This window comes from Streptomyces sp. NTD107, from assembly GCF_059510435.1.
This window is the reverse complement of sequence record NZ_JCAJZV010000003.1, coordinates 99544-124883: the sequence shown is the minus strand read 5'-3', so window position 1 is coordinate 124883 and position 25340 is coordinate 99544. Positions and strand designations below refer to the sequence as shown.

At 71.7% G+C, this 25340-nt stretch carries 28 protein-coding genes and 1 tRNA gene; 14 read left to right on the top strand and 15 right to left on the bottom strand.

Features of this window, described 5'->3' with window-relative positions; all coding sequences use genetic code 11:
• Positions 1-2: 2 nt before the first annotated feature.
• Positions 3-191, bottom strand: coding sequence for a DUF397 domain-containing protein (locus tag AC5WRL_RS08115; protein ID WP_496087666.1), 189 nt, complete (start codon positions 189-191; stop codon positions 3-5).
• Positions 181-1017: a helix-turn-helix domain-containing protein gene (locus tag AC5WRL_RS08110; RefSeq protein ID WP_496087665.1), complete on the bottom strand. Its 837-nt coding sequence runs from the start codon at positions 1015-1017 to the stop codon at positions 181-183. Before AC5WRL_RS08110 ends, AC5WRL_RS08115 begins: the two co-directional genes overlap by 11 nt.
• Positions 1018-1134: 117 nt before the next feature.
• On the opposite strand from AC5WRL_RS08110, the gene AC5WRL_RS08105 reads away from it, so the two are divergent.
• The 3 genes from AC5WRL_RS08105 to AC5WRL_RS08095 are packed head-to-tail and all read left to right on the top strand — an operon-like array spanning position 1135 to position 1798.
• On the top strand, positions 1135-1383 hold the full coding sequence (locus AC5WRL_RS08105; RefSeq protein WP_496087664.1) for a hypothetical protein: 249 nt from the start codon (positions 1135-1137) through the stop codon (positions 1381-1383).
• A complete protein-coding gene (locus AC5WRL_RS08100; RefSeq protein ID WP_496087663.1) occupies positions 1380-1562 on the top strand; it encodes a hypothetical protein in 183 nt (60 codons plus the stop codon). The genes AC5WRL_RS08105 and AC5WRL_RS08100 overlap by 4 nt, the downstream gene beginning before the upstream one ends.
• The gene (locus AC5WRL_RS08095; protein ID WP_496087662.1) at positions 1559-1798 is read left to right on the top strand and encodes a DUF7848 domain-containing protein; all 240 of its coding nucleotides are present in this window, start codon (positions 1559-1561) and stop codon (positions 1796-1798) included. The genes AC5WRL_RS08100 and AC5WRL_RS08095 overlap by 4 nt, the downstream gene beginning before the upstream one ends.
• 41 nt (positions 1799-1839) lie before the next feature.
• Here the strand turns inward: AC5WRL_RS08095 and AC5WRL_RS08090 are convergent.
• Positions 1840-1916: transfer RNA gene (locus AC5WRL_RS08090), tRNA-Thr, on the bottom strand.
• Positions 1917-2095: 179 nt separating this feature from the next.
• On the opposite strand from AC5WRL_RS08090, the gene AC5WRL_RS08085 reads away from it, so the two are divergent.
• Positions 2096-3466, top strand: a complete 1371-nt coding sequence (locus AC5WRL_RS08085) for an RNA-guided endonuclease InsQ/TnpB family protein (RefSeq protein WP_496087661.1) — start codon at positions 2096-2098, stop codon at positions 3464-3466.
• Between the two features lie 288 nt (positions 3467-3754).
• Positions 3755-4141 (top strand): twin-arginine translocation signal domain-containing protein, encoded by a 387-nt coding sequence (locus tag AC5WRL_RS08080; RefSeq protein ID WP_496087660.1) that lies wholly within the window; start codon positions 3755-3757, stop codon positions 4139-4141.
• A 71-nt stretch (positions 4142-4212) separates the two neighbouring features.
• Here AC5WRL_RS08080 and AC5WRL_RS08075 read toward each other — a convergent pair whose 3' ends face one another.
• Complete coding sequence (locus AC5WRL_RS08075; protein WP_496087659.1) at positions 4213-4737, bottom strand: NlpC/P60 family protein; 525 nt, start codon at positions 4735-4737, stop codon at positions 4213-4215.
• An 82-nt stretch (positions 4738-4819) separates the two neighbouring features.
• Entirely contained in the window at positions 4820-5308 is a 489-nt protein-coding gene (locus AC5WRL_RS08070; RefSeq protein ID WP_496087658.1) for a MarR family winged helix-turn-helix transcriptional regulator, read from the bottom strand.
• A gap of 144 nt (positions 5309-5452) precedes the next feature.
• Between AC5WRL_RS08070 and AC5WRL_RS08065 the strand changes: the two genes are divergently transcribed.
• The 8 genes from AC5WRL_RS08065 to AC5WRL_RS08030 all read left to right on the top strand — a co-directional run bounded on the left by AC5WRL_RS08065 (position 5453) and on the right by AC5WRL_RS08030 (position 13940).
• The gene (locus AC5WRL_RS08065; protein WP_496087657.1) at positions 5453-6883 is read left to right on the top strand and encodes an MFS transporter; all 1431 of its coding nucleotides are present in this window, start codon (positions 5453-5455) and stop codon (positions 6881-6883) included.
• Entirely contained in the window at positions 6880-7710 is an 831-nt protein-coding gene (locus AC5WRL_RS08060) for an NmrA family NAD(P)-binding protein (RefSeq protein ID WP_496087656.1), read from the top strand. Before AC5WRL_RS08065 ends, AC5WRL_RS08060 begins: the two co-directional genes overlap by 4 nt.
• A 91-nt stretch (positions 7711-7801) precedes the next feature.
• Positions 7802-8461, top strand: coding sequence for a hypothetical protein (locus AC5WRL_RS08055; RefSeq protein ID WP_496087655.1), 660 nt, complete (start codon positions 7802-7804; stop codon positions 8459-8461).
• Between the two features lie 19 nt (positions 8462-8480).
• The gene (locus AC5WRL_RS08050) at positions 8481-9572 is read left to right on the top strand and encodes a hypothetical protein (protein ID WP_496087654.1); all 1092 of its coding nucleotides are present in this window, start codon (positions 8481-8483) and stop codon (positions 9570-9572) included.
• A gap of 187 nt (positions 9573-9759) precedes the next feature.
• On the top strand, positions 9760-10884 hold the full coding sequence (locus AC5WRL_RS08045) for an ABC transporter ATP-binding protein (RefSeq protein WP_496087653.1): 1125 nt from the start codon (positions 9760-9762) through the stop codon (positions 10882-10884).
• 202 nt (positions 10885-11086) lie between these two features.
• A complete protein-coding gene (locus AC5WRL_RS08040; RefSeq protein WP_496087652.1) occupies positions 11087-11521 on the top strand; it encodes a hypothetical protein in 435 nt (144 codons plus the stop codon).
• Positions 11522-11565: 44 nt separating this feature from the next.
• Positions 11566-12288, top strand: coding sequence for a nucleotidyltransferase family protein (locus AC5WRL_RS08035; protein ID WP_496087651.1), 723 nt, complete (start codon positions 11566-11568; stop codon positions 12286-12288).
• A gap of 56 nt (positions 12289-12344) precedes the next feature.
• Positions 12345-13940 (top strand): HEAT repeat domain-containing protein, encoded by a 1596-nt coding sequence (locus AC5WRL_RS08030; protein ID WP_496087650.1) that lies wholly within the window; start codon positions 12345-12347, stop codon positions 13938-13940.
• A 225-nt stretch (positions 13941-14165) separates the two neighbouring features.
• Here AC5WRL_RS08030 and AC5WRL_RS08025 read toward each other — a convergent pair whose 3' ends face one another.
• From AC5WRL_RS08025 to AC5WRL_RS07990, 8 genes are all read right to left on the bottom strand, one after another.
• The gene (locus tag AC5WRL_RS08025) at positions 14166-15131 is read right to left on the bottom strand and encodes an alpha/beta fold hydrolase (protein WP_496087649.1); all 966 of its coding nucleotides are present in this window, start codon (positions 15129-15131) and stop codon (positions 14166-14168) included.
• 242 nt (positions 15132-15373) lie between these two features.
• Positions 15374-16894, bottom strand: a complete 1521-nt coding sequence (locus AC5WRL_RS08020) for a DoxX family protein (RefSeq protein ID WP_496087648.1) — start codon at positions 16892-16894, stop codon at positions 15374-15376.
• 116 nt (positions 16895-17010) lie between these two features.
• On the bottom strand, positions 17011-17949 hold the full coding sequence (gene rlmB / locus AC5WRL_RS08015) for a 23S rRNA (guanosine(2251)-2'-O)-methyltransferase RlmB (RefSeq protein ID WP_496087647.1): 939 nt from the start codon (positions 17947-17949) through the stop codon (positions 17011-17013).
• 50 nt (positions 17950-17999) lie between these two features.
• A complete protein-coding gene (cysS, locus tag AC5WRL_RS08010) occupies positions 18000-19391 on the bottom strand; it encodes a cysteine--tRNA ligase (RefSeq protein WP_496087646.1) in 1392 nt (463 codons plus the stop codon).
• Positions 19392-19477: 86 nt separating this feature from the next.
• The gene (locus tag AC5WRL_RS08005; protein WP_496087645.1) at positions 19478-19882 is read right to left on the bottom strand and encodes a PPOX class F420-dependent oxidoreductase; all 405 of its coding nucleotides are present in this window, start codon (positions 19880-19882) and stop codon (positions 19478-19480) included.
• Positions 19883-19972: 90 nt separating this feature from the next.
• Positions 19973-20485 carry a 2-C-methyl-D-erythritol 2,4-cyclodiphosphate synthase gene (gene ispF / locus AC5WRL_RS08000; protein ID WP_496087644.1) on the bottom strand — a complete coding sequence of 171 codons (513 nt, stop codon included), beginning with the start codon at positions 20483-20485 and terminating at the stop codon, positions 19973-19975.
• On the bottom strand, positions 20475-21239 hold the full coding sequence (gene ispD / locus AC5WRL_RS07995; protein WP_496087995.1) for a 2-C-methyl-D-erythritol 4-phosphate cytidylyltransferase: 765 nt from the start codon (positions 21237-21239) through the stop codon (positions 20475-20477). The genes ispF and ispD overlap by 11 nt, the downstream gene beginning before the upstream one ends.
• A 255-nt stretch (positions 21240-21494) precedes the next feature.
• Positions 21495-21977: a CarD family transcriptional regulator gene (locus tag AC5WRL_RS07990; protein ID WP_030729628.1), complete on the bottom strand. Its 483-nt coding sequence runs from the start codon at positions 21975-21977 to the stop codon at positions 21495-21497.
• Between the two features lie 494 nt (positions 21978-22471).
• Here AC5WRL_RS07990 and AC5WRL_RS07985 point away from each other — a divergent pair, with 494 nt between their 5' ends.
• Positions 22472-23182: a DUF461 domain-containing protein gene (locus AC5WRL_RS07985; protein ID WP_496087643.1), complete on the top strand. Its 711-nt coding sequence runs from the start codon at positions 22472-22474 to the stop codon at positions 23180-23182.
• An 84-nt stretch (positions 23183-23266) separates the two neighbouring features.
• On the opposite strand, the gene phoP is transcribed toward AC5WRL_RS07985, so the two are convergent.
• Positions 23267-23938 (bottom strand): two-component system response regulator PhoP, encoded by a 672-nt coding sequence (gene phoP, locus AC5WRL_RS07980; protein ID WP_019431776.1) that lies wholly within the window; start codon positions 23936-23938, stop codon positions 23267-23269.
• Positions 23939-23943: 5 nt separating this feature from the next.
• Positions 23944-25263 (bottom strand): two-component system sensor histidine kinase PhoR, encoded by a 1320-nt coding sequence (gene phoR, locus AC5WRL_RS07975; RefSeq protein ID WP_496087642.1) that lies wholly within the window; start codon positions 25261-25263, stop codon positions 23944-23946.
• Between the last annotated feature and the right edge of the window lie 77 nt (positions 25264-25340).

Below are 25340 nucleotides of genomic sequence, written 5' to 3'. Positions count from 1 at the left end.
GTTCAGCGCGTGGCCTTCAACCCATCGACGAAGACCGCCCAGGCGGCGACCGGGAAGACCACGACGGGGCCGGATGGGGACTTGGAGTCACGGACCGGGAGTACGGAGGGGTGGCTGACGGCCACCTCAACACAGTTGCCGTCTTGCTGACCGCTGTAGCTCGACTTACGCCAGGTGCACTCAAGGGGCATTTCTGTACTCTTCCGCTACGGAATCGAGCAGGGCGAGGGATTCCTCCGGAGGCATGGCCGCCGCCCGGCCCAGCTCGAAGAGCGTCTGGCAGAACCGGACCCTTTCCGGATCATCCGTAAAGTGCCCCACGTTGATGCCCTCAGCGTAGGCCACATCGTGGCCGCCATCGAAGCTCATGATGAGCAACAAGCCCTCCATAAGGGCATGTACGCCCACTGAGAACGGCAGCACTTGGACCAGGATGCGGCCGCGCCGGCCCAGCGCGCTGATGTGGTCCAGTTGCTCCGCCATGACCGCAGCGCCACCCACCGGCCGACGGATCACCGCCTCGTCCAGGATCAACCACAGGGACGGCCCCTGCGGGTCCTCCAGATACCGGCCCCGGCCCATCCGGCGCGCGACCCTGACCTCGTTCCGCTCGTCGTCCCGGCGGACCTGGCCGCTCTGATACACAGCGCGGGCATAGGCGGGAATCTGAAGCACACCCGGCACCAGGCTCGGTGCGTACTCGCAAATCGCCGTCGCCTTCTGCTCGATCTCCAGCACCGGCGCGAAGTAGTTGAAGACACGGGACGTTTCCCAGATCTCCCGCATCCGGCGGAACAGCTCGTCATCCATCCCCAGGATCTGGTCCAGCCGTTGCGCGTCCTCCAGGCTCGGCTTGCGGCGTCCGCGCTCGAAATGAGCGATGTTCCCCGGCGAGCAGAGCATCAGCTTCGCCAGCGCCTCTTGAGTCAGCCCGGCGCGCTCACGCCTGATCCGCAAAAGTTCGCCGTAGAGCTGGCTCGCGGTCTGCTCGGACTCCGGCTGATCCTTGTCGTTCACGACGCAACACGTCCTTCCCTACAGCTCTTTCGTTGGGCGCGGACCCCTGGTGCATCGTAGAAGGGGCCAGCCACGCTGTGTGGGTAAACAACCGCAAGTGGTGAGAAAGGCCCACCCATGAGCACAGCACCCAACCCGCCCACCACAGCCGAAAGGCTGGCGATCGCCGAACGCGTCCGTACGGCCGAACAGGTGGTGAACGAGGTCCGTGAGGCGATGACGGCGGTCGGGGTGATCCTGCCGTCCCTCCGGATCGACCTCCCCTCCTGCTCGGGCGACGCGAAGCGTCCCCTCGTCGAACTCGGCCGCTGCAACCTCGACATGGCGCGCAAGCTCGCCGCCGTACTGCGGGGGTGCGAGCGGTGAGTGAGTCCGCAGGACTGATGCCGCCCCGCCGCAAGGCGACCCTCACGGCCAAGCTGAAGGCGCAGGCGCAGGCGAAGCGGCGCGACCCGGACCGCCGGCCCCGGCTGTCCGAACTGCTCGCCCAGGCCAACGCCATCAGCGCCGCCAACCGGCGCGGCAAGGGAGGCGCCGAGGCATGACCCGTGCCGTACTGCGCTTCATGCGCTGGGTCAGCGAACCCAACCGCGAGCCCGACGCCGCACCGCTCACCCACCGGATGCGCTGCGACCGGTGCGGGGCGCGTTCGCAGCGGACGGTGGTCTTCGGCGAGGCCCAGGACTGGCAGCTCGCCCACGCGGCGCGAAACCCCAGCCACCTGACGTACACCGAGACCCTGACACGGCCCTGGCGCGCCTGGATGAACGGCACCGCGTAACGGAAAAGGCCCTCCGGAACCATCCGGAGGGCCTGCCCTGCTGGAGCCGCCTGTCGGATTCGAACCGACGACTTTCATATTACAAGTATGACGCTCTAACCATCTGAGCTAAGGCGGCAATACCCCACTTCAACCCATGAGGCGCAGACAGCCTACCTCGCTTCCTTGATCTCCGGGCAGCCCCAATGCGCACGCCCTTCCGATATGAGATGACTTACGTGATATTCCTGCTTTGCGTAACCCATTCAGCCCAGTCTCGTTCACCAGTGCAGAGACGATTCGGGGAGGCCAGGCCACATGACGCAACCGGCGAGCGTGACCGGGCTCCGCGCCAAGGCCGTGAAGCGCGACAGCGTGGGGATCCCGTCCCCGCGCCGCAGTTCCCCCGAGGCGCGGGGCGAGCAGCCGCGCCGTGCCCGGAAGCGGGCGGCGGGGCCGGAGGCGACGCGGGAGCGGGCGTATCGGTTTCGCTGTTATCCGACCCAGAAACAGGAAGAGCAGTTGGTGCGGACCTTTGGCGCGTGCCGATGGGTCTACAACGAGGGGCTGCGGCTGCGGCAGGAGGCATGGAAGCGGCATCGGGTGTCGCTGTCCTATCCGGAGACGTGCCGCGCGCTGACGGGGTGGCGGAACGCCGACGGGACAGCGTGGCTGAAGGATGTGTCGGCGACGGTGTTGCAGCAGTCGTTGCGGCATCTTGCCCATGCTTACGACCAGTTCTTCCGGGGGCTTTGGCGGTATCCGAAGCCCAAGAGGAAGGGCCGCTGTCCGGATTCGGCGACCTATGTGGGGACGGGCTTCCGATGGCGTGAGTCGATGGAGCGGCCCGGGATCGGGATGCTGACGTTGGCGAAGCATGCGGAGCCGTTGGAGGTGCGGTGGTCGCGGGGGCTGCCCACCGGCGCGTACCCGGTGAAGGTGACGGTGTCGCGTGACCGGGCGGGGAGATTCTTCGTCTGTCTGCTGGTGGAGGAGGAGATCGAGCCGTTGCCGGTACTGCCCGGGGTGAAGGCGGTGGGGATTGATCTGGGGCTTACGTCCCTGGTGACGCTGGACGATGGGCGGAAGGTTGACCATCCGCGTCTGTTGCGCGGGCGATTGGAGCGGCGGGGGCGGCTGCAACGTGAGCTGCACCGGCGGAAGCCGGGGTCTCGGAACCGGGAGAAGACGCGTCGCAGGATGGCCCGGGTACACGCGGGAATCTCCGACACACGGGCGGATGTACTGCACAAGCTGACAACTCACCTCGTGCACGAGAACCAAGTGCTCGTGGTGGAGGATCTGCCGGTCCAGAATCTGTCACGCGCGGGGCGCGGGCGAGGCAAGCGTGGCCTGAACCGGGCGATCCGGGACGCCGGCTGGGGAACGATCCTGCGACAGTTGACGTACAAGGCGGAGTGGTACGGGCGGACGGTCGTGGTGGTTGACCGGTTCTTTCCCTCCACTCGGATCTGTTCGGCGTGCGGATGTGTCGCTGAGCGACTCGATGTGCCGGTGCGGGCGTGGGGTTGCGGTTCGTGCGGTGTCACGCACGACCGGGATGTCAACGCGGCACGGAATCTGCGACAGGAAGGGCTGCGGCTGTACGGGGCGATGGCCGAGGCTCTGCCGCCGGGGAAACGGATGCCGGGTGTGATCCGCGCGGCGAATGTCGGGCCGTCTGCCTGAACCTGCTGGACGGACCGATGGACCGTCGGCCGTAAGGCCTGTGGAGCTCGTGTAAGCCCAGTCGTGGGGTTCCTTGAGGGCCTCGCGGGTGGCTGTGGGCGGTGAAGCAGGAACCTGTGCTCGCGAGGGCAGGGTCTGGTCAAAAGTGCGGTGCTCTGCCTGAGCCAGGTCAGGGCTGCGGGCCGGAAGACGATGTGCACGGAGGGGCATAGGTTCGTCACATTGTGCATATGATCTCACCGAAGTTTCGTTGCACGACAGGCACGACCAGAGATCAGGGAGAGTGATGTGTCCAGGATTTCCAGGCGTTCGCTGATCGGGTACTCGGGAACGGCGGCGGCGGGGGCGGTGCTCGGCACCGCTGGGGTGGCGCAGGCGGCGCAGGCCGCGGAAGCGGCGGAGGGGCAGGGGACGGGGATGGCTGACGGGCCGGCGGCGGAGGCGGAGGCGCAGGTGGCGGCAGCGGCGTTCAACCCGGGGACGACGTTCAGCGGGGGTGTCCAGCACTCCAATGGGGAGGGTTCGCTGTACATCACCTTCAGTGTCGCGATCAGCGAGGCACCGGAGAACATCACGGCGCTGGAGATCGCCAACACGCTCAATGCCTTTGCCGCTTCCCGTGGCTGGTCGCCGATCACCTTCTACGGGACCCCGCCGCCGGCCGCGCTGAACTGACCTGACCCGACCTGTACGGAGACTGACCCCATGCGGGGCGGCAGTCGGCCCCGGCCGGCTGCCGCCCCGGTTCAGTTTCCGGGGGTGAAGCGGGCGTTCTGGTCGTCGAGGGCGGCGGCCGGGGCGTCGGTGGTCCAGGTCTTGGGGCGGGCGCCGCGCAGGAAGCGGGCCGCCGGTGCCCAGCCGGCCCGGCGCGGGGGGTCCCAGCCGGGGGGCGGGGTGAGCGTCTCCACCTGGTCGGCGGGGTCGGTGCGGACGCGGTCCCAGGCGTGGATGACGCGGCCGTCGCCGAGGGCGATGCCGACGTGGCCCCAGTTGCGGCGGGTGCCGAAGAGTTCGCCGACGCTGTCGTAGAAGACGAACGCGCCGCGCGGCGGCGGGCCGGTACGGGTGGTGGCCTCGTACAGCGTGGCGGACTCGTGGGCGGTGTCGCCGCCGAAGAGTTCGAGGTGGTTGGCGCGTTCGTAGGCGTCCTCGACGAAGGCGAGGCAGCGCGTGCGGTAGTCGGTGGAACCGAGGTGACTCTCGGCCCAGGCGATGGCGTTGTCGGCGAGGCGGCTCGGATCGGCGCCCACCTCATCGTCGTTGTGGTCCATCCGGCGATGGTGCGGCCACGTCCGACCGGCGCGCCAGGGGTTTTCCGCCGCTACGGCAGCGGGAAAAAGCGGCGGCGGACGGTCACTTGGTGGCGGTCCGTTCGGTCGCGAGCTGGTGGTCGAGGACTTTGGCCATCAGGTGGGTGAGCTGGGCGCGTTCGGTGGGGGTGAGGGGGGCCAGGAGGGTGTCCTGCATCGCGGCGATGTCCTCGGCGACGGTTTCGAGGCGGCGGCGGCCGGCCTCGGTGAGGGTGATGACGTTGCGGCGGCGGTCGGCGGGGTCGGGGGTGCGGTCCACGAGGCCGGCGGCGGCGAGGTCGTTGATGGTCTCGACCACGTAGCTGGTGTCGATCCCGGAGCAGCGGGCGAGCTGTGCCTGGCTGACGGCGCCGCGTTCTTCCAGGGCGGCGAGCAGCGGGAATTCGTAGCGTCGGCCGCCGGTGGCGGCCCGGGCGTCCCGTACGAGGTGGTGGACGCGGGTGGCGGTCTGGGTGATGAGCCAGCTGGGCGTGGCGCGCAACCGGGCGGGGGGCTTCATGCCGGTGGTGCCGGGGCCGGTGCTGGTGTCCATGGGGGGACTTTACCGCCCATCCCTCATTCGTTGGCCTGGCCAATGATGAGTGCTACGGTGAACCCGCCCGCAATCGTTGGTTCAGCCAACGTTGCCGTGGCCCATTATTCACCGTTGCCCTTTCCGCGAGGAGCCGAAGCCACCATGCGTGCGCCACCCACCCACCCCACCAGCACCGCCCCCACCACCACCCGCCGCTGGTGGGCCCTGATCGCCGTCGCCGCCGGCCAGCTGATGATCGCGGCCGACGCGACGATCATGAACATCTCGCTGCCCACCGTGCAGCGCTCCCTCGACCTCACCGACACCGAACGCCAGTGGGTCATCACCGTCTTCGCCCTCGCCTACGGCGGCCTGCTGCTCCTCGGCGGCCGGCTCGGCGATCTCCTCGGGCGCAGACGCGCCCTGCTGATCGGCCTCGGCGGGTTCGCCGCCGCCTCCCTGCTGGGCGGTCTCGCCGTCAACGCGCCGATGATCCTCGCCTCCCGCGCCGCCCAGGGCGTCTTCGGCGCGCTCTTCACCCCCGCCGTCCTCGCCCTCCTCGGCACCACCTTCACCGCGCCCGGCGAACGGGCCAAGGCGTTCGGGATCTACGGCACGGTGATGGGCAGCAGTTCCGGCGTCGGGCTGATCCTCGGCGGCGCGCTCACCGACTGGGCCGGCTGGCGCTGGAGCCTGCTGGTCGCCGTGCCCATCGCGGCGGCCTCGGCGGCCGGTATCGCGTACACGGTGCGGGACGGCAGCGCGCCGCCGCGCCGCCCACTGGATGTCACCGGCGCCGTGCTGGTGAGCGGCGGACTCATGGCGCTCGTCCTCGCGCTCACCCACTCCTCCCTCCCGGCCGGCGCCACGGGGGCCGCCCTCCTCGTCGCCTTCGTCCTCCATCAACTGCGCGCCACCCACCCCCTGCTGCCGCCGCGCATCCCCTGGCACCGGCGGCGCGGCGGCGCGTACCTCGCCGTGCTGTTCATGGCGATCGGCAACTTCGCCGCGTTCTTCCTGCTGACCTTCTACCTCCAGAACGTCCTGGAGTACGGGCCGCTGCGCGCCGGCGCCGCCTTCCTCCCGTACACGGCGGCGATCGTGCTCGGCGTCCGGCTGGCCCGCCGGCTGGTCGAGCAGGCCCCGGTGCGGGGCCTGCTGACCACCGGGCTGCTCGCCACCGCCGGCGGCCTGACGCTGCTCGGGCAGCTGACCACCGGCAGCGGGTACGTCACCCACGTGCTGCCCGCCGTCGTACTGCTGGGCCTGGGCAACGCCTGGGTGCTGGTGCCCGCCAACAGCACCGCCACCTTGGACATGGGGCCGGACGCCGGGGTCGCCGGCGCGACCGTCATGACCTCCATGCAGGTGGGGTCCTCGGTCGGGGTGGCGCTGCTCGGGTCGTACGCCGCGTCCGCCTCGGCCGGTTACCACCGCGCCGCCCACCCCGGCACCGCCGAGCTGGCGGCCCGGGCCGCCGTCCACGGCTACGCGAGCGCCGCCCTCCTCGGGGCGGGGCTGCTCGCGCTCGCCGCCGTCACCGTCTTTCTCACCATCGGGGCTCAGCCCCGCGTCAGGAGCACAGCATCATGATCCTTGTCACCGGAGCCACCGGAAACGTCGGCCGCAATGTCGCCCGCCGGCTGCTCGCGGCGGGCGAGCGGGTCCGCGTCCTCACCCGGGACCCCGCGCATCCCGCGCTGCCGGACGGGGTGGAGGCCGTACGCGGCGACTTCACCGACCCGGACAGCCTGCCCGCCGCGCTGCGCGGCGTGGAGCGGGTGTTTCTGTTCCCGGTGTTCGGGCGGCTCGCGCCCGTCCTCGCCGCGGCGGTACGGGCCGGGTCCGTCCGGCATGTGGTGATGCTCTCCTCGGGGGCCGCCGTGCCGCCCGCCCGGGGCTGGATCGGGAAGGTGCACGAGGAGTGCGAGGCGGCGGTGATCGGCTCCGGGCTGCCGTGGTCGTTCGTGCGGCCCTTCGCGTTCATGGCGAACGATCTGGCCTGGGGCCCGGAGGTGGCCGCCGAGGGCGTGGTGCGGGCGCCGTACGGGGATTCGGCGTTCGCGCCGGTCGACGAGCGGGACATCGCGGCGGTGGCCGTGCACGCGCTGCGCGGCGGGCGTCCGGGCACCGCGTACCGGCTGACCGGGCCGCAGTCGCTGACGCCGCGCGAGCGGGCGGCGGTCATCGCCCGGGTGACGGGGCGGCCGGTGCGGTTCGAGGAGCTGGGGCGGGAGGAGGCGCTGGGCCGGCTGAGCGGGGGCATGCCCGCCGAGGCGGCCTCGTTCATGCTGGATTCGCTGGCCGCCGCCGTGGGCCGGGTGGCGGAGGTGGCGCCGGCGGAGGCGGCGCTGCTGGGCGGCCGGGAGGCGTACCGGTACGAGGAGTGGGTGGCGCACCACGCGGACCGTTTCCAGTAGCGCGGTGCGGTGCGGTCCCGTCGTTTCACCCCACCTTGTGCGAACATATGTTCGAGACGAGGCGAGGGATCGAAACGTACGGAGTGTGACCATGACTCAGCCCAGCTGCTACCTCCTGGAGTTCTCGGTCGGTCCCGGCGGCGCCCGCAAGGGCGACATCTACGCCGCCGGGACCCTGACCGCCGCCCGGCAGGCGTTCGAGGAGACCGACCACCTCGACCCGTACCTCCTCCTGTGGTACGGCGCCTGCCTGCGGCTGTGGATCGTCCGGCACGGCACCGTCGTGGGCGGCGTCGACCTGCTGCCGTACGTCCGCGCCACCGACCCGGCGTACGACGCCACCGTCCGCGAACTCATGCTCGGCAAGGACGAATGGGTCGGCGCGGTGATGGCGGACATCGACGACGTCCTCGCCGAGCACGGCTGGGACATGCTCGGCGCGCTCCCGCTCCTGGACCGCGTCTTCGCCCTGCGCCGGCGCGGCGGCCCGGCGGCGGAGGCGCAGGAGCGGCGCGCCATCGCCGCCGCCGAGAACGGGGACCTGCCGCTGCCGCCCAGCGGCACCCCGGTGGCCGGGCTGTGGCTGGACTGGGCGGCGCTCGCCCGCGACGTGCCCGCGCTGGACGGGCCGGTGCTGACCGAGGGGCCGGTCACCGTCGCCCTGGGCCCGGCCATCCCGCGTGACCCCGACAGCTATCTGCGGGTCGGATTCGGCAACGAACTCGTCACCGGGGCAAACAATTTGGAGTAATCCCGGGAAGAATGGCCGCATGACCGACGGCAGTGGCAGACGCGCGGAAGAGGAGGCGGCCGAGGAGAGAGCCAGGCTCGCCGAGGACATCATCACGCTCGGCGAACTCCTCGGCCGGCACCCGTTCTCCCCCGGACAGCCCGGCGCCACGCAGGCGATGAAGAACGACTTCATCGCGGCGCTGGACGCGTACGACACCGCGAGCAGGACCGCCGACAGCGATCCGCAGCGCGCCGCGCGCGCCGTGGACGACGCCCTGCACGCGCTCGCCTCCCTCGACGCCCGGACCGCAGGCGATCCGCTGCCGCACCGGCTGCCGCTGTGCTACTTCGACCCCCGGCACGGGCGCGCCACCCGCAAGATCAAGTGGAAGCCGCCGGGCGGCGCCAAGCGGCGGATAGCGGTCTGCGCGGCCGACGCCGTACGGCTGATGGAGGAAAACCGCCCGATCACCCCCCGCCCCCAGCGGGAGCCGGCCCCCGAGCCGGCCCCGAAGCCGGCCCCCGAGCCGCCCCCGGCCCCCGTACCGCGCGCAGCGCCGCACGCCGCACCGCCGCTCGGTCCCGGGGAGCGGGTACGGCTGCGCGACCGCCACAGCAAGGAAAACCTCGCCTGGGGCATCGGTTTCGCCTCCTACGGGGTCTACGCCCTGCTGCTGATCCTGCTCGGCGCGGCCGACCTGGCCATGATGGGCTTCTTCGCGATCATCATGGCCGGCACCATCACCGGCATCAGCGGCGCGGGCGCCTGGCTCACATTCCACCCGCTGTACTGCGTCGTCCGGCGCGGCGGCGGCCGGGTGCGGGCCCGCTATCTGCGCACCGAGCCGCCGAGCGGCCACAAGGGCAGCCAGTGGGGTCATGTCTACGGATACACCGACGCCAGGGGCAGGCAGTGGACGTACCGGCGCGACGCCGCCGACAGCCAGGTACGTCCGCTCGCCGAGCGGACGCTGTGGCTGGCCCCCGGCTCGCGGAACGGCCTGTACCGCTACACCTTCCCGTACTGGGCCGTGCCGGTGCTGCTGCTGTGCCCGCCGCTGGCCTTCGCCGGGGGCACCGTCCTGCTCATCGTCTGTCCGGGCTTTCTGCTGGCCGCCATCTTCTTCTGATGCCGACCGCCACTCCTCTGATCAGCACATTGTCCGGACGCCACCACGCAGTTTTTCGCACCGGAGCCGTGACAAAGGCGGCCCCTTCGCGTTAGGTTCGCCATGCGTTCACCAGGGACGGTGGACGTGGCGCCTTCCTACTCGGATCGTCCGGCACGTTCCTGCCGGTAGAAGGAGAGAACAGAACATGGCTTCGGTTACGTACGACAAGGCGACCCGGATTTATCCGGGCGGGGAGAAGCCCGCCGTCGACGCGCTGGACATCGAGATCGCGGACGGCGAGTTCCTCGTCCTCGTCGGCCCGTCCGGCTGTGGCAAGTCCACCTCCCTGCGGATGCTGGCCGGCCTGGAGGACGTCAACGGCGGCGCGATCCGCATCGGCGACCGCGACGTCACCCACCTGCCGCCGAAGGACCGGGACATCGCCATGGTGTTCCAGAACTACGCGCTGTACCCGCACATGACCGTCGCGCAGAACATGGGCTTCGCGCTCAAGATCGCCGGCGTCAACAAGACCGACATCCGCACCAAGGTCGAGGAAGCCGCCAAGATCCTCGACCTCACCGAGTACCTGGAGCGCAAGCCCAAGGCGCTCTCCGGTGGTCAGCGCCAGCGCGTCGCGATGGGCCGCGCCATCGTGCGTGAGCCGCAGGTCTTCCTCATGGACGAGCCGCTGTCGAACCTCGACGCCAAGCTCCGCGTCCAGACCCGTACCCAGATCGCCAGCCTCCAGCGCCGGCTGGGCGTCACCACGGTGTACGTCACCCACGACCAGGTCGAGGCCCTCACCATGGGCGACCGGGTCGCGGTCCTCAAGGACGGGCTGCTCCAGCAGGTCGACTCGCCGCGCAACATGTACGACAAGCCGGCCAACCTCTTCGTCGCGGGCTTCATCGGCTCCCCCGCCATGAACCTGATCGAGGTGCCGATCACCGACGGCGGCGTCAAGTTCGGCAACAGCGTCGTCCCGGTGGAGCGCGCCGCGCTCACCGAGGCGCAGAAGCAGGGCGACACCCGCGTGGTCGTCGGCTGCCGCCCCGAGCACTTCGACATCGTCAACGGCGAGGGCGGCACCCTGGAGAAGGCGGACGCCGGCAAGGCGGCCGGCCTGGCCGTCACCGTCAACGTCGTCGAGGAGCTGGGCGCCGACGGTTACGTGTACGGCACCGCCGAGGTCGGCGGCGAGACCAAGGACCTGGTGATCCGGGTCGGCGGCCGGGAGATTCCGGAGAAGGGCGCCAAGCTGCACGTGGTCCCCCGCGCGGGTGAGACCCACGTCTTCGCGGTCAGCTCCGGGGCGCGCCTCACGTAATACTCCCCCCTTTCGTGGCCATGGGGCCGCGCATTCCGTACCCCGTACGGAATGCGCGGCCCTTCGCGCGTCAATGGGGAATTCGAAAACAGCAAAACACGGTCACTCTTGAGAGTGACCAGCTGCCATCAAACCGCTACTCCTCGCTACGATCGCTGAGCCCGTCCAATCCATCCGTCGTCTCGCGAGGAAGACACCACCAGTGAATCTGGCTGTACGCCGCATCGGCAGAAGTCTCGCCATCGTCCTTCCCGTTGTCCTGGTGCTCTCCGGAACCCTGGCCATCAGCCAGGTGCCCTGGGCGTCCACCCCGTCCGAGGCACTGCTGCTGCCCGCCTCCGCCGAGGCCGACGCCAAGACCGGCGCCACCACCCGGGACACGGACGCGTCCGCCCCCGAGGCGATCCTCCAGGAACACCTCATCGCCACCCTCCGCAAGGAGGACCCGGGCGTCGCGCTCACCGCGCTCCAGGAGGCCGTCGACCGGCAGCCGTCCCTCGCCGGGCACTGCATGGACATCGCACGGGCACTGGGCCGGGCCGCCGTCGAGAAGTACGGCAGCGCGCTGCGCGCCCAGGAGCACGCCCGCCCGGTGTGCGACACCTCCTTCGCCACCGGCGTCATGGAGTTCGGCTGAGGACACCCCGAACGCCGAGAGAGGCATCCCGTAGGCTGCGGGACATGACTGTTGCCCCGCAGCCCACGCAGGCGGTGGTCCTGGCCGGCGGCCAGGGTTCCCGGCTGCGGCCCTATACCGATGACCGGCCCAAGGCGATGGTGGAGATCCCCGGCACGGGGACCCCGATCATCGGGCACCAGCTGCGCTGGCTCGCCGCCGAGGGCGTCACCGACGCCGTGATCTCCTGCGGACATCTCGCCGAAGTCCTCCAGGAATGGCTGGAGAAGGCCGAACTGCCGCTGCGGGTCTCCACCGTCGTGGAGACCGAGCCGCTGGGCCGCGGCGGCGGACTGAAGTACGCGGCAGCCGCGCTCCCCCGCCCCGGCGAGGCGTGGTACGCGACGAACGGCGACATCTGGACCAGCTTCTCGCTGCGCGACATGGCCGCCTTCCACGCCGAGCGGGACGCCACGGCGACACTGGCGCTGGCCCGGCCACGCATCCCGTGGGGGGTGGTGGAGACCGACGAGTTCGGGCACGTACTGGACTTCATCGAGGCCCCGCCCTCCCCGTACCTGGTCAACGCGGGCATCTACGTCTTCGCCCCCGAGTTCACCGCGCTGCTGCCCGACCGGGGCGACCACGAGCGGATGACCTTCCCCCGGCTGGCCCGCGCCCGCCGGCTGGCCGGCTTCGACCTGCCGCAGGGCACGTTCTGGCGGGCCATCGACACCGTGAAGGACCTGCGCGAGGCCGCCCGCGAACTGGACGCGCGCGAACGCTGATTGCCGGACCGGACTGCCGGACCGGATTGTCAGACCCGGCTGGCAGGCTTGCCGCCATGCTGGAGCGACTGGACACGGCCGGCTGGAGCCGGCTCACGCACGCGTACGGGTACGCCGGGGATGTGCCGGGGCAGCTGAGGGCGCTGACCGCCACCGACCCGGCAGACCGGGCGGCGGCCCTCGACGCGCTGTACGGCAACATCTTCCACCAGGGCACGCGGTACGAGGCCAGCGCGACCGCTGTGCCCTTCCTGCTGGAGCTGGCCGCCGACCCCGGTACGCCGGAGCGTGCCGACGTGCTGTGGCTGCTGGCGGCGCTGGCCATCGGCTACGACGACCCGTACGTCCCTGATGGCTTCCCCGTCGCCGAGCTGCGCGAGGCGGCCCGGGGCGGAGCGGAGTTGGCGGCGGCTGCCCGGGACTTCGTACCGGACGGCGCCGACGCCGGCGACGAGGACGAGCCCGTCCGGTACCTCTACGAGGAGTCGCTGGAGGCGGCCGACCTCAACCGCCTGGGCGCCCACACAGAGTTGATGGTCTACGAAGCGGTCCGAGCCGGCCTGCCGGCCATCCGCACCCTGCTGGCAGAAGCCCAAGCCGACCGCGCGGGTGCGGGTGCGGGTCCGGACGGGGATGCAAGAGCTGTTGCCGGAGACCACGCGAAGGCCGGTGCCGGGTCCGACCCGGAGGACAACACCAAGGCCCGCACAAGTGCCGGTACCGGCGCAAGGAGCGACACCGACGCGCGTGAGGACGCCGGCGCCGTTACGGCAGACAACCCCGACCCGAAGGACAGCAGCGAAACCCGTACGAGTGCTGGGGCCGGTGCGCAGAGCGACACCGACGCGCGTGAGGACGCCGGCGCCGTTACGGCGGACAAGGCCGACCCGGAGGACAACACCTCGGCCCGCGCGGGTGCCGGTGCCGGTGCCGGGGGTGGTGCTGGTGTGCGGGGCGCGGACGGCGCCGGTGAGCCGGATCTGCGGCGGGCCGCCGGGTATCTGCTCGCCTGGTTTCCCGAGGACGCGGCGGAGTCCGTTCCGGTGCTGCTGCACGTGGCGCGCACCGACCAGGACGCCGCCACGGCCGCCATCGCCCTGGTGGCCCTGGGCCTGCTCGGCGCCCGCGACGCGGCGCCGGTGTTGGAGTCCGCGCTCGCGGACCCCCGGGACGTGGTGCGCTGGGGCGCCGCCACGGCGCTGGCCCGGCTGCGCGGACCGGCCGCCGGGGGCCGGGCCATCGGCGAGCTGCGGTCCTGGCTGGCCAGGGACGGCGGCCCGATCCGCGACATCCCCTTCCTCGACGGCGATCTGCGCGGCTGCGCCGCCCAGTCGCTGCGCGCGCTCGCCGACCCCGAGGCGGACGCCGCCACGTTCGCCGGCCTGCTGGAGCAACTGCCGAAGCTGTCCGGGCCACCGGCGCTCGCCGTCCTGAACGCCGCCCTGACCGTGGCCTTCCCGGACGGGCCGATACCCCCGGGCACACCCTTCGGCGAACTGACCGCCCGACAGCGCCAACTGGTCCGTCTGCTGGCCGGCACCCCTGGGTGCTGGCTGATCGGCGATGCCCACTTCGCCAACTTCGGCCTCATGGTGGCCTCCTGCGGACTCCCCGGCTCCCAGGAACAACTGGCGGCCTACACGGCCGACTGAACCCGCCGCGCCCCAGCGCGTAAGCGACCGGGGCCGGCCGGCCAACCGGCCAACCGGCCGAACGACGCGCGACCAGCGGCAGCCCCTCCCACGGACAGAACGCGCCGGGTGCGGTCGGCCGACCGCACCGTGCGCAGCCCGCGCGCACGCACCTCCCCGGACGGTCCCGCCACGCCCAGCCGGCCGAACGGCGCGCGGCGCCGGGGGCGGGGGCGGGGCGGGCGGCTAGCCCGCCGGCCGTAGTCCGTGCAGCCAGTTCACCAGCAAACCGTTGACTTCCGCCGGGCGTTCCTGCTGGACCCAGTGGCCGGTGGCCGGCAGCAGATGGGAGGAGACCAGCCCGGGCAGCGTGGTGGGGAAGGCGTCGATGGCGTCGGCCAGCCACCGGGTGGAGATGTCCTGGGCGCCGGCGATGAACAGCGACGGCTGCCGGAGTGGTGCGCCGTGCCAGGCCGCCAGATCCTCCCAGTCACGGTCCATGTTCCGGTACCGGTTGAGCCCACCGGTGACCCCGGTGCGCTCGAACTCGCCGGCGTAGAAGTCGAGATCGGCCTCGCTCAGCCACGCCGGGCGCGGCCCGGCCGGGAACCGGTCCGCCATCCGCGCGCCGGGCGGTACGAAGAACAGGGCGCCGTCGTTCTCCGCCCCGGTCATCCCGGCGTAGCAACCCGCCAGCCAGCCCCGCACATCGGGCTCGATCTCCGCCTCGGCGCGCCCAGGACGCTGGAAGTAGCTGACGTAGAACTCCTCCTCGCCGCCCATCGCCGCGAACGCGTCGCTCGGCCGGGTCCCGCCGCGCGGGCTGTAGGGCACGCTCAGCAGGCCCACCGCCGTGAACACGTCGGGCCGCAGCAGCGCCGAGTGGGCGGCGATCGCCGAGCCCCAGTCGTGGCCGACGATGACGGCGGTGCGCTCGCCCAGCGCCGCCACCACCCCGGTGTTGTCGGCGACATGGGCCAGCATGCGGTACGCGTCCACCGCCGCCGGCTTGCCGGACCGGCCGTAGCCCCGTACATCGATGGCGACCGCCCGATACCCGGCCGCGGCCAGCGCGGGCAGCTGGTGGCGCCAGGAGTACCAGGACTCGGGAAAGCCGTGCACCAGCAACACCAGCGGTCCACTGCCCTGCTCCACACAGTGAATCCGGCCACCGGGCACCTCGACGGTGCGATGAATGGGCTGCTCGGACATGGCTGCTGCTCCCTGTGGTCGGCGCCGTCTGTCACCGGCCATGCTCCGCCGTCCGGCGACCCGTCCCAAGGAACGTTGCCGGTCCGGCAAGTCGCCGGACCGGCACACCACCGACCGGCACACCACCCCCCGCCCCATACGGCCCCGGCCCCCGCCGCGCGTGGGGGGAACGCGCGGCAGGGGCCGGGGAGGGGGTGGGGGTGGGGCCGGGCGAGGTCAGCCGCCGCTGCCGAGTACGCCACCTAACCGAGCAGCCCTCCGATCGGATCCAGGCTGCTGCGATTGCCATCACCCCCCTCATCGGCGGGAGGGCTGTCGCTCTCCGCCGAGGGTTCACCGCCGTCGCCACCCGGGGACGGCATCTGCTCGGGGGTGCTGTTCTGGGCGGGCGGGGCGGCCGGCGGGGCCGCCGGGGACTGCGGGGCGGGGACCGTCTGCTCGCTGCGCGGCGGCTGGTCCTCCACCGTCAGCCCCTGCTGCTCGGCGGACTCGCCCGCCGCGGCCTCGTCCTCGCCCGGCTGCCCGGGCGCCGCCTCGTCGTCCCCGCTGCTGCCCGCGCTCTCCTCCGGCTCCCCGGCGGCGGTCTCCTCGTCCGCCTCCTCGGCCTCCTCCTCGATGTCCAGCACCTGGCCCGGCAGATGGTTGCGCGGCGGCTGGCCCGGCTCGGGCAGCCGCGCGATCTGCGAGGACCGCACCGCACCGCCCAGCATCGAGCCGATCAGCAGCGCCAGGCCGACCAGCACGGTGGCCAGCACCGCCCCGCGCCGCAGCACCCGGCGGCGCAGCTCGCTCAGCGGGGCGCGCGGCCCCAGCGTGCGCCACGCCTCGCCCGCCAGCCGCGCGTCCAGCGAGTACACGGGGGCGCCCGCGATGATCAGCGGGCTCCAGGCGGCGAGCAGGATGATGTCGGGGGTGTCGTACACGGGGCCGCTGCGCCAGGCCACGGTCACCAGCAGCGCCAGCGACAGCGCCGCGCCGAAGGCGGCGGCGCACCGCTGCCACAGGCCGAAGATGGTCAGGACCCCGACCATGATCTGGATGAAGGCGACGGTGAGGCCGGCGGCCACCGGGTGGTTGAGCGCCCAGCCGTGCAGCGGCGCGGCCACCGCCCACGGCTCCAGCGAGCCGAGCCAGGTGACCATCGAGCCGCGTTCGCCGCCGTCGAAGTACACCGGGTCGGTGATCTTGGTCATCCCGGCCGAGATGGTGATGAAGCCGAGCAGGAAGCGCAGCGGCAGCAGCACCACGCCGAGGTCGAGCCGGCGGTCGGGCTTGTACGCCTGCCGGCCGTCCGCCGCCCGCCCGACCGTGACCGGCTTGTCGTCCGCCGCCGGGCCGCCGGCACCGAACGCCCGGGGTTCGGCGTCGATGATCGGCGACAGCAGCTGGGTCTCCTCGGCGCCGCGCCGCGGCACCGGCACCGCGCCCAGCACCGCCGGATCGAGCCGGGGCAGCACCTGGGTGGCCACCCCGTCCGGCTCCGGTGCGAGCTGCCGGCGCGGGGCGGGGGTACGGACAGCGCTCGCCAGCAGCGAACTCATGCCCGCCCCCCCGGCGCCGCCCGCTCCGGCCAGGACAACGGGGCGGCGCCCCGACAGCGGGGGCGAGGCGGCGAGCTCCACCCGGAAACTCGCGTGGTTCACGATGACTTGAGCGGGATCGCACGGCACCTTCACCGTGGAGAGCAACGGCTGCTCGTCCTCGAAGAAACCGCGCGGCGTCCCCCCAGCGGGTGGGCGGTGTGTTCTGGTGTCCACACTCATCTAACCGAGTGACAGAGGTTTAAGACACTGCCTTGACGCGACGAAGTGTCCGCGACCCGTCAAGCGACCGCCAAGTACCCCTCGGACCACCGGCGATGGGCGGCACCGGCAGAGCCTCAGCTCCGCGCGCGGGCCGCCTCGTACAGCACGATCCCCGCCGCCACACCGGCGTTCAGCGACTCCGCGGTGCCCGGCATCGGAATCCGCACCCGTACGTCGCACACCTCGCTCACCAGCCGCGACATGCCCTTGCCCTCGCTGCCGATGACGATCACCACCGGGCCGTCCAGCACATCGAGATCGGCCAGCTCCGCCTCGCCGTCCGCCGCGAGGCCGACGACCTGGATGCCGGCCTTCTGGTACGCCTGGAGCGCCCGGGTCAGATTGGTGGCGCGGGCCACCGGCGTACGCGCCGCCGTACCCGCCGACGTCTTCCACGCCCCGGCGCTCATCCCGGCCGCGCGCCGCTCCGGCACCACCACACCGTGCCCGCCGAACGCCGTCACCGAACGCACCACCGCGCCCAGGTTACGGGGGTCGGTCACCCCGTCCAGCGCCACGATCAGCGGACGCTCGTGCTTGTCGTACGCGCCGGCCGGCAGATCGTCCGGGTGCGCGTACTCGTACGCCGGCACCTGGAGCACCATGCCCTGGTGGTTGAGCCCGTTCGTCATCCGGTCCAGCTCGGCGCGCGGCGCCTCCAGCAGATGGATGCCGCCGCGCTCCATGGCGACCTTGACCGCCTCGGTGACCCGGTCGTCGCTGTCGATGAACTGCTGCACGTACAGCGTGGTGGCGGGCACCCCGCCGACCAGCGCCTCCAGCACCGGGTTACGGCCCACCACCATCTCGGAGGAGGGCCGGCGCCGGGCCTGGGCCGGCTTGTTCGACTGCTTGCGGGCCTTGAGCGCGGCGGCCCGCTGCTTGGCGTGCCCCTTGCGCATCTCGGCGGGCGGGGTGGGGCCCTTGCCCTTCAGCGCGCGGCGGCGCTGGCCGCCGCTGCCGACCTGGGCGCCCTTCTTGTTGGACGTGCGGCGGTTGGGATTGCCTGCCATGGGTTACGTTCCTCAAATACTGCGTGATGGACGGTGTCGGCCGGGCGCGCTCAGCCCAGCTCCCACCGGGGTCCGTTGGGGGTGTCCTCGATGACCAGACCTGCGGCGGTCAGCTCGTCGCGGATCGCGTCGGCGGTGCCGTAGTCCTTGCGTTCGCGGGCCGCCGTGCGCTGCGCGAGGACCAGCCGCACCAGCGAGTCGACGATGCCGGTCAGCTCCTCGCCCCGGTCGCCGCCGCCGTGCCACCCGGAATCCAGCGGATCCATGCCCAGCACACCCAGCATCGCACGGACCTGCCCGGCCAGCGAAGCCACCGACTCCTTGTCCCCCTCGGCCAGCGCCGCGTTGCCCTGCCGCACCGTGGTGTGCACGGCGGCCATGGCCTGCGGTACGCCCAGGTCCTCGTCCAGCGCGGCGGCGAACTCCTGCGGTACGGCGGCGGCCGGGGCGATCTCGCCGAGCTGCTCGCCCGCCCGGTGCAGGAAGCCCTCGATCCGGGAGAACGCGGCGTCCGCCTCCGCCAGCGCGCCCTCGCTGTACTCGATGGTCGAGCGGTAGTGCGGGGTGCCCAGGTAGTAGCGCAGCACGATGGGCCGCCAGCGCTTGATCATCTCCGAGGCGAGCACCGAGTTGCCGAGCGACTTGCTCATCTTCTCGCCGCTCATCGTCACCCAGGCGTTGTGCGCCCAGTACGCGGCGAACGCGTCGCCGTACGCCTGGGACTGGGCGATCTCGTTCTCGTGGTGCGGGAAGACCAGATCGATGCCGCCGCCGTGGATGTCGAAGGCGGCGCCGAGGTACTTGTGCGCCATCGCCGAGCACTCCAGGTGCCAGCCGGGGCGGCCGGGGCCCCACGGGCTCTCCCAGCTGGGCTCGCCGGGCTTGGCGGCCTTCCACATCGCGAAGTCGCGCGGGTCGCGCTTGCCGGTCTCGCCCTCGCCGGAGGGCTGGAGCAGCTGGTCGAGGTCCTGGTTGGAGAGCCCGAGATAGCCCGGGAAGCTGCGCACGTCGAAGTAGACGTTGCCGTCCGCCGCGTAGGCGTGACCCTTGCCGATCAGCACCCGCATCATCTCGGTCATCTCCGGGATGTGGCCGGTGGCGCGCGGCTCGTAGGTGGGCGGCAGGCAGCCCAGCGCGTCGTACGCGTCGTTGAACGCCCGCTCGTTGGCGTAGCCGATCGCCCACCACGGCACGCCCGACTCGGCGCTCTTGGCGATGATCTTGTCGTCGATGTCCGTCACATTGCGGATGAACGTGACGTCATAGCCGCGGTAGGCGAACCAGCGGCGCATGATGTCGAAGTTGAGGCCCGAGCGGATGTGCCCGATGTGCGGTGCGGCCTGCACGGTGGCGCCACACAGGTAGATCGAGACGCACCCGGGGACGAGCGGGGTGAAATCACGGATCTGCCGGGCGTCGGTGTCGTACAGGCGAAGAGTCACGCGTCCAGAGTAGTGGGCACCCGGCACGCCCCGCGCCGGTTGGCGCGGGGCGAGGGGGATCGTTACCGGGTCAGGTCATCGCGGGCTCAGACCCGGCCGACGACCTTGCGCGCGGTGACGCGGACCACGACCCGCTCGGCGTCGTCGGCCGAGGCGGGGTTGAACTCGGCGTAGGGCTTGCCGGTGTACTTCAGGGACAGCTCGTTGATCAGCTCCTGGCCGCCCTCGGTGCTGAGGGTGGCGGTGCCACGGATCTCCGCGTACGTGTACGGGTTGTCGAACGGCTGCACCTGGACGGTGACCCGGGGGTCGCGGCTGAGGTTCTTCTCCTTCTGCCGGCCGACGGTGGTGGAGATCAGCACGTCGTCACCGTCGCGGCTGACCCACACCGGCGACAACTGGGGGCTGCCGTCGGGCTGGATGGTGGCGATGGTGACGAAGACCGGGCCGTCGAGGATTTCCTTGAGCTTGTCGGAGAGTTCCGCGGACACGCTGGCTCCTTTGCCTGTTGCGGGAGTTGGTAGCTGGGGCGAAACAGTGCGCCCTGCCACCGTAGTCCCGGCCGGGCCCGGCGGAGCGGATCAGCGGGCGAAGAGCAGGGCCGTGGCGATCGCCGCCAGGCCCTCGCCGCGCCCGGTGAGGCCGAGCCCGTCCGTGGTGGTCCCGGACACCGACACCGGCGCGCCGATGGCGTCGGACAGCGCGCGCTGGGCCGCCGCGCGCCGGGTGCCGATCTTGGGCCGTACCCCGATCACCTGGACCGCCACATTGCCGATGGTGAAGCCCTCGGCGCGGACGATCCGGGCCGCCTCGCCCAGCAGCCGCGCCCCGGAGGCCCCGGCCCACTCGGGACGCCCGGTGCCGAAGTGCGCGCCGAGGTCGCCGACGCCGGCGGCGGAGAACAGCGCGTCGCAGGCGGCGTGCGCGGCCACGTCGCCGTCCGAGTCGCCGGCCAGGCCGGCCCCGGCGTCCGGCCAGTGCAGCCCGGCGCACCACAGCTCGCGGCCCTCCTCGAAGGGGTGCACGTCCGTGCCGACGCCGATCCGCGGGACCGGTACGGGTACGGGTACGGGGGTGGGGGTCTCAGTAGCCATCGGTGATCCTTCTGCGGGCGAGCACGGCCTCGGCGAGGACGAGATCGAGCGGGCGGGTGACCTTGAACGCCTCCTCGTGGCCGGGCACCAGCACCACCGGGAGGCCGAGCCGCTCGACCATCCCCGCGTCGTCGCTGGCGCCTTCCGCGCCACCGGACCCGGCGAGGCGCCGGTGGGCGTCAAGCAGCGCGTCGGGCGCGAAGCCCTGCGGGGTCTGGACGGCGCGCAGCAGCGAGCGGTCCGGGGTGCCGGTGACCGGCTCGGGGGCGCCCTCGCGCCCGGGGGCGGCGATCTGCTTGATGGTGTCGGTGACCGGCAGGGCCGGCACCACGGCGGGCGCCCCGGCCCGTACGGCGGCGGCGACCGCCTCCACGGTGTCCACCGGGACCAGCGGGCGGGCGGCGTCGTGCACCAGCACCACATCGGCGCCGGGCGGCAGCGCGGCCAGGCCGAGCCGTACCGACTCCTGGCGGGTGTCGCCGCCGGGCACCACCTTGATGTGGACGGGGCGCGGGGGCGGATGCTCGTCGAGCAGGGCGCGTACGCCCTCGGCGCCATCGGGCGGCGCCACCACGATCACGGTGGCGACGGAGCGGGCGGCGGCCATGGCGCGGACGGCGTGCACGAGGATCGGCACCCCGTTCAGCAGCCGCAGGGCCTTGGGAATCCCGGGGCCCAGCCGTACGCCGCGCCCGGCGGCGGGGATGATGACGGCCGTGTGGGGGACGCCGGGGACGGGGGCGATGTCTGACATTGGCACCGTGAGAGGTTTGTTTCCAGGGTGGGAGTGGGTATGGCCACAGCGTGCCGGGCATGACCCGATCGGACCCTTCCGTGACACATCCGGTCGAGTCAGTCGCCGGCCCGGCACACCGCTTGGGGAACGATCCGATCCGTACGTGCCACACATGCCGCAGCGCCCGCTCGGCAGGGGGACTGCCTTCGGGCGCTGGGGCAAGCGGACCCTTGAACCGTGAACCGGATCAAGGGGTACGGGCTGGGGTGATGGTCAGGACGCGAGGACCTCGTCGAGCAGGCTTTCGGCCTTGTCCTCGTTGGTGCTCTCGGCGAGCGCGAGCTCGCTGACGAGGATCTGCCGGGCCTTGGCCAGCATGCGCTTCTCGCCGGCGGACAGTCCGCGCTCACGCTCACGGCGCCACAGGTCACGTACGACCTCGGCGACCTTGATGACATCTCCGGAGGCCAGCTTCTCCAGATTCGCCTTGTAGCGACGGGACCAGTTGGTGGGCTCTTCGGCGTACGGTGCGCGCAGCACCTCGAAGACCCGGTCCAGACCTTCCTGTCCCACGACATCGCGCACACCGACGAGCTCGGCATTGTCGGCCGGTACGCGCACTTCGAGGTCACCCTGGGCGACCTTCAGAACCAAGTAGAGCTTGTCTACGCCTTTAATCTGGCGAGTTTCGATAGCCTCGATCAACGCGGCCCCGTGATGGGGATAGACCACGGTGTCGCCAACCTTGAACGTCATGTGACAGGTACCCCTTCCGTGGCTTTCCAGGGTAACACGGCTGCGCACCCTTCTGAATGACGTTTTCGCAGGTCAGGCCATATCTCGGGGGTTGACAAGCGCGCCTTCGGCATGCTGCGAGAGGTGCGCTGGGGCGGGTATCCGCAGGTGGGAGCGGGGTTTCGCGCCCCTTGAACAATGCGCCCCGATACGGAAAGAACTTCGCGAAGGACCAGAAAGCTGTCCGTTTTGTCACAGTTGGAAGAAAGCGTTCGGGCACAGTCTCGTACGTCGAAGAATTGATCAGCACATTCTCCCGTAACACTCCCGTGATCCCCCTTCACATTCATACCGGGATCATGACCGGATTCACTCCGGCGGGCGGTCGCGGACGGTGGGCGGGGCGGGTGAGGGCGGCGCGCGGGCGGTCGGTAGGCTTACCCCGCTGATTTTGATCAACCGGACCGGACGACCTGGCTGGTCCGCCGAAGCTCGTCCGAGGAGATGCCGCCGCCGTGAGCAGCAGCCTTCGACGCGGCGCCGTCGCCGCCGTCTTCGCGTTTTCCACCGTCGTGGCGCTCAGCGCCTGTGGGGCCGGCTTCAAGGCCGAGACCCAGGAGATCAAGCCCGACAACGCGTCGGCGCAGGTCGACAACATCAAGGTCCAGAACGTCAACGTGATCCTGCCCGACGGACCGGACGGCCCGGCCGGGGTCAGCGCGCGGCTGTTCAACGAGGGCACCGAGCCGCAGGTGCTGGAATCCATCACGCTGCCCGGCTCGGGGGTGGTGGTCGAACTGACCCCCGCCGAGGGCGAGACCCAGGTCGTGGTGCCGGCCCGTGGCTCGGTGGCGCTGGGCGGCGAGGGCAACCCGGCCGCGTTCATCGCCGACCCGGCCGCCGCGTCGATCGCGCTGGGCAACGCGCAGCAGCTGGTCTTCCTGCTGAGCGACACGGGAGCGATCGAGCTGGCCGCTACCGTGGTGCCGGCCACGGACAACTGGGCGCACTACGCGGACTGGGGCCCGACCCCGCAGGCCGTCCCGGCCGACGAGGAGCCGGCCGGCGCGGACGCGGACGCCGATGCGGATGCGGATGCGGAGGGTGACGCCGACGCGGACGCCGACGCCGGCACCGAAGGGACGGTCGAGGGCGCCACGGACGGGGCGAACGGCGACGGCACCGAAGCGGGCGACGAGGGCAGCACCGGGGTCACCACCCCGTAAGCACAGCCACGCACACGGCGGCGGGGCACCCTTCCCGGAAGGGTGCCCCGCCGCCGTACGTACGCTCCGCCGGACCAGGCGGGCTCAGGGCTCGAACTTGTAGCCGAGCCCGCGGACCGTCACCAGGTAGCGCGGGGCTCCCGGGTCCGGCTCGATCTTCGCGCGCAGCCGCTTGACGTGGACGTCCAGCGTCTTGGTGTCCCCGACGTAGTCGGCGCCCCAGACGCGGTCGATCAGCTGCATCCGGGTGAGCACCCGGCCGGCGTTGCGCAGCAGCATCGCCAGCAGGTCGAACTCCTTCAGCGGCAGATCCACCTTGCGGCCGTCCACCGTCACCACGTGGCGGTCCACGTCCATCCGGACCGGGCCCGCCTCCAGGGCGGCCGGGCTCTCCTCCTCCGATTCCCCGCGCCGGCGCAGCACCGCGCGGATGCGCGCCACCAGCTCGCGGGAGGAGAACGGCTTGGTGACGTAGTCGTCGGCCCCTATTTCCAGGCCGACGACCTTGTCGATCTCACTGTCCTTGGCGGTGACCATGATCACCGGGACATTGGACCGGCCGCGCAACTGGCGGCATACCTCCGTACCGGGCAGCCCCGGCAGCATGAGGTCGAGCAGGACCAGATCGGCGCCGTTGCGCTCGAACTCGTCCAGCCCATCGGGGCCCGTGGCCGCCGTGGCGACCTCGAAGCCTTCCTTGCGAAGCATGTACGACAAGGCGTCGCTGAACGACTCCTCGTCCTCTACTACGAGCACTCGGGTCACGGGAGTGCCTCCCGGGCAGGATCGTTGGTGCGGGTGGCCGCCGGCTCGCTCTCGCCCGCCGGAGCGGGGAATTCGGCCGGTTTGTGCAGAGTGCCGGACAGTCCGCCGGTGCCCTCGCGGGCGGCCGTACGGGCCTGCTGGCGCTCTTGTGCGCTGCCGGGTTCCGGCAGCCGCAGAGTGAACGTGGAGCCCTGTCCTTCAGCGCTCCACACCAGGACCTCCCCGCCGTGCGAGGCGGCCACGTGTTTGACGATCGAGAGCCCCAGGCCCGTACCCCCGGTGGCGCGGGAGCGGGCGGGGTCCACCCGGTAGAAGCGTTCGAAGATGCGCTCCTTGTCGGTCTCCGGGATGCCGATGCCCTGGTCGGTGACGGAGATCTCGATCAGATCCCCCTGCCGGGTCCGGTTGCGGGCACCGGCGATGGCGACCCGGGTGTGCGGCGGGCTGTAGTTGACCGCGTTCTCGACGAGGTTGCCGAGCGCGGCGGCCAGCTTGCCACGGTTGCCCCACACCGCGAGCCCCGAGGTACCACCGGACGCCATGGTGATCCACTTGGTGCCCGCCTGCTGGCGGCAGCGGTCCATGGCCTCGGTGACGAGTTCGTCGACGGGCACCAGCTCGGCGTGGGTGAGCGGGTCGTCGTCCTGCACCCGGGAGAGGTCGATCAGCTCCTGGACGAGGTTGGTGAGCCGGGTCGCCTCGTGCTGCATCCGGCCGGCGAAGCGGGTGACGGCCTCGGGGTCGTCGGCGGCGTCGCGTACGGCCTCGGAGAGCAGGGACAGCGCCCCGGCGGGGGTCTTCAGCTCGTGGCTGACGTTGGCGACGAAGTCGCGGCGCACCGCCTCGATGCGGCGGGCCTCGGTGAGGTCCTCGACCAGCAGCAGCACCAGGCGCGAGCCCAGCGGGGCGGAGCGGGCGGAGACGGCGAGCACGTCCGGGCGGCCCAGTCCCTTGCCGGCGCGCTGCGGCAGGTCCAGTTCGAGCTGCCTTATCTCGCCGTCCCTGCGGGTCTGCCGGGCCATGGCGAGCATCGGCTCGACGGAGAGCCGGCCGCCGCGCACCAGGCCGAGGGCGTACGCGGCGGAGCTGGCCTTGAGGACCGCGTCGGACTCGTCGAGGACGACGGCGGAGGAGCGCAGCACGGACAGTACGGTGTCCACGCCGGGGGGCAGGGTGGGGGCGTCGGGGGCCGGGTGGGCGCCGCGCGGTGGGCGCGTACGCTCGCGCTCACTGATACGGAAGGCCAGCATGGCGATGACGCCGGTGCTGAGCCCGGCGATCGCAGCCACTGCGGCGACCGCCGCGTTCACGTCCATATCCTCAGGTTATGCGGGGCTTGACCGTGAACCACAGGGATGGATGAAGATGCTCGTCGGCAGTCCCGCGAGTGTTC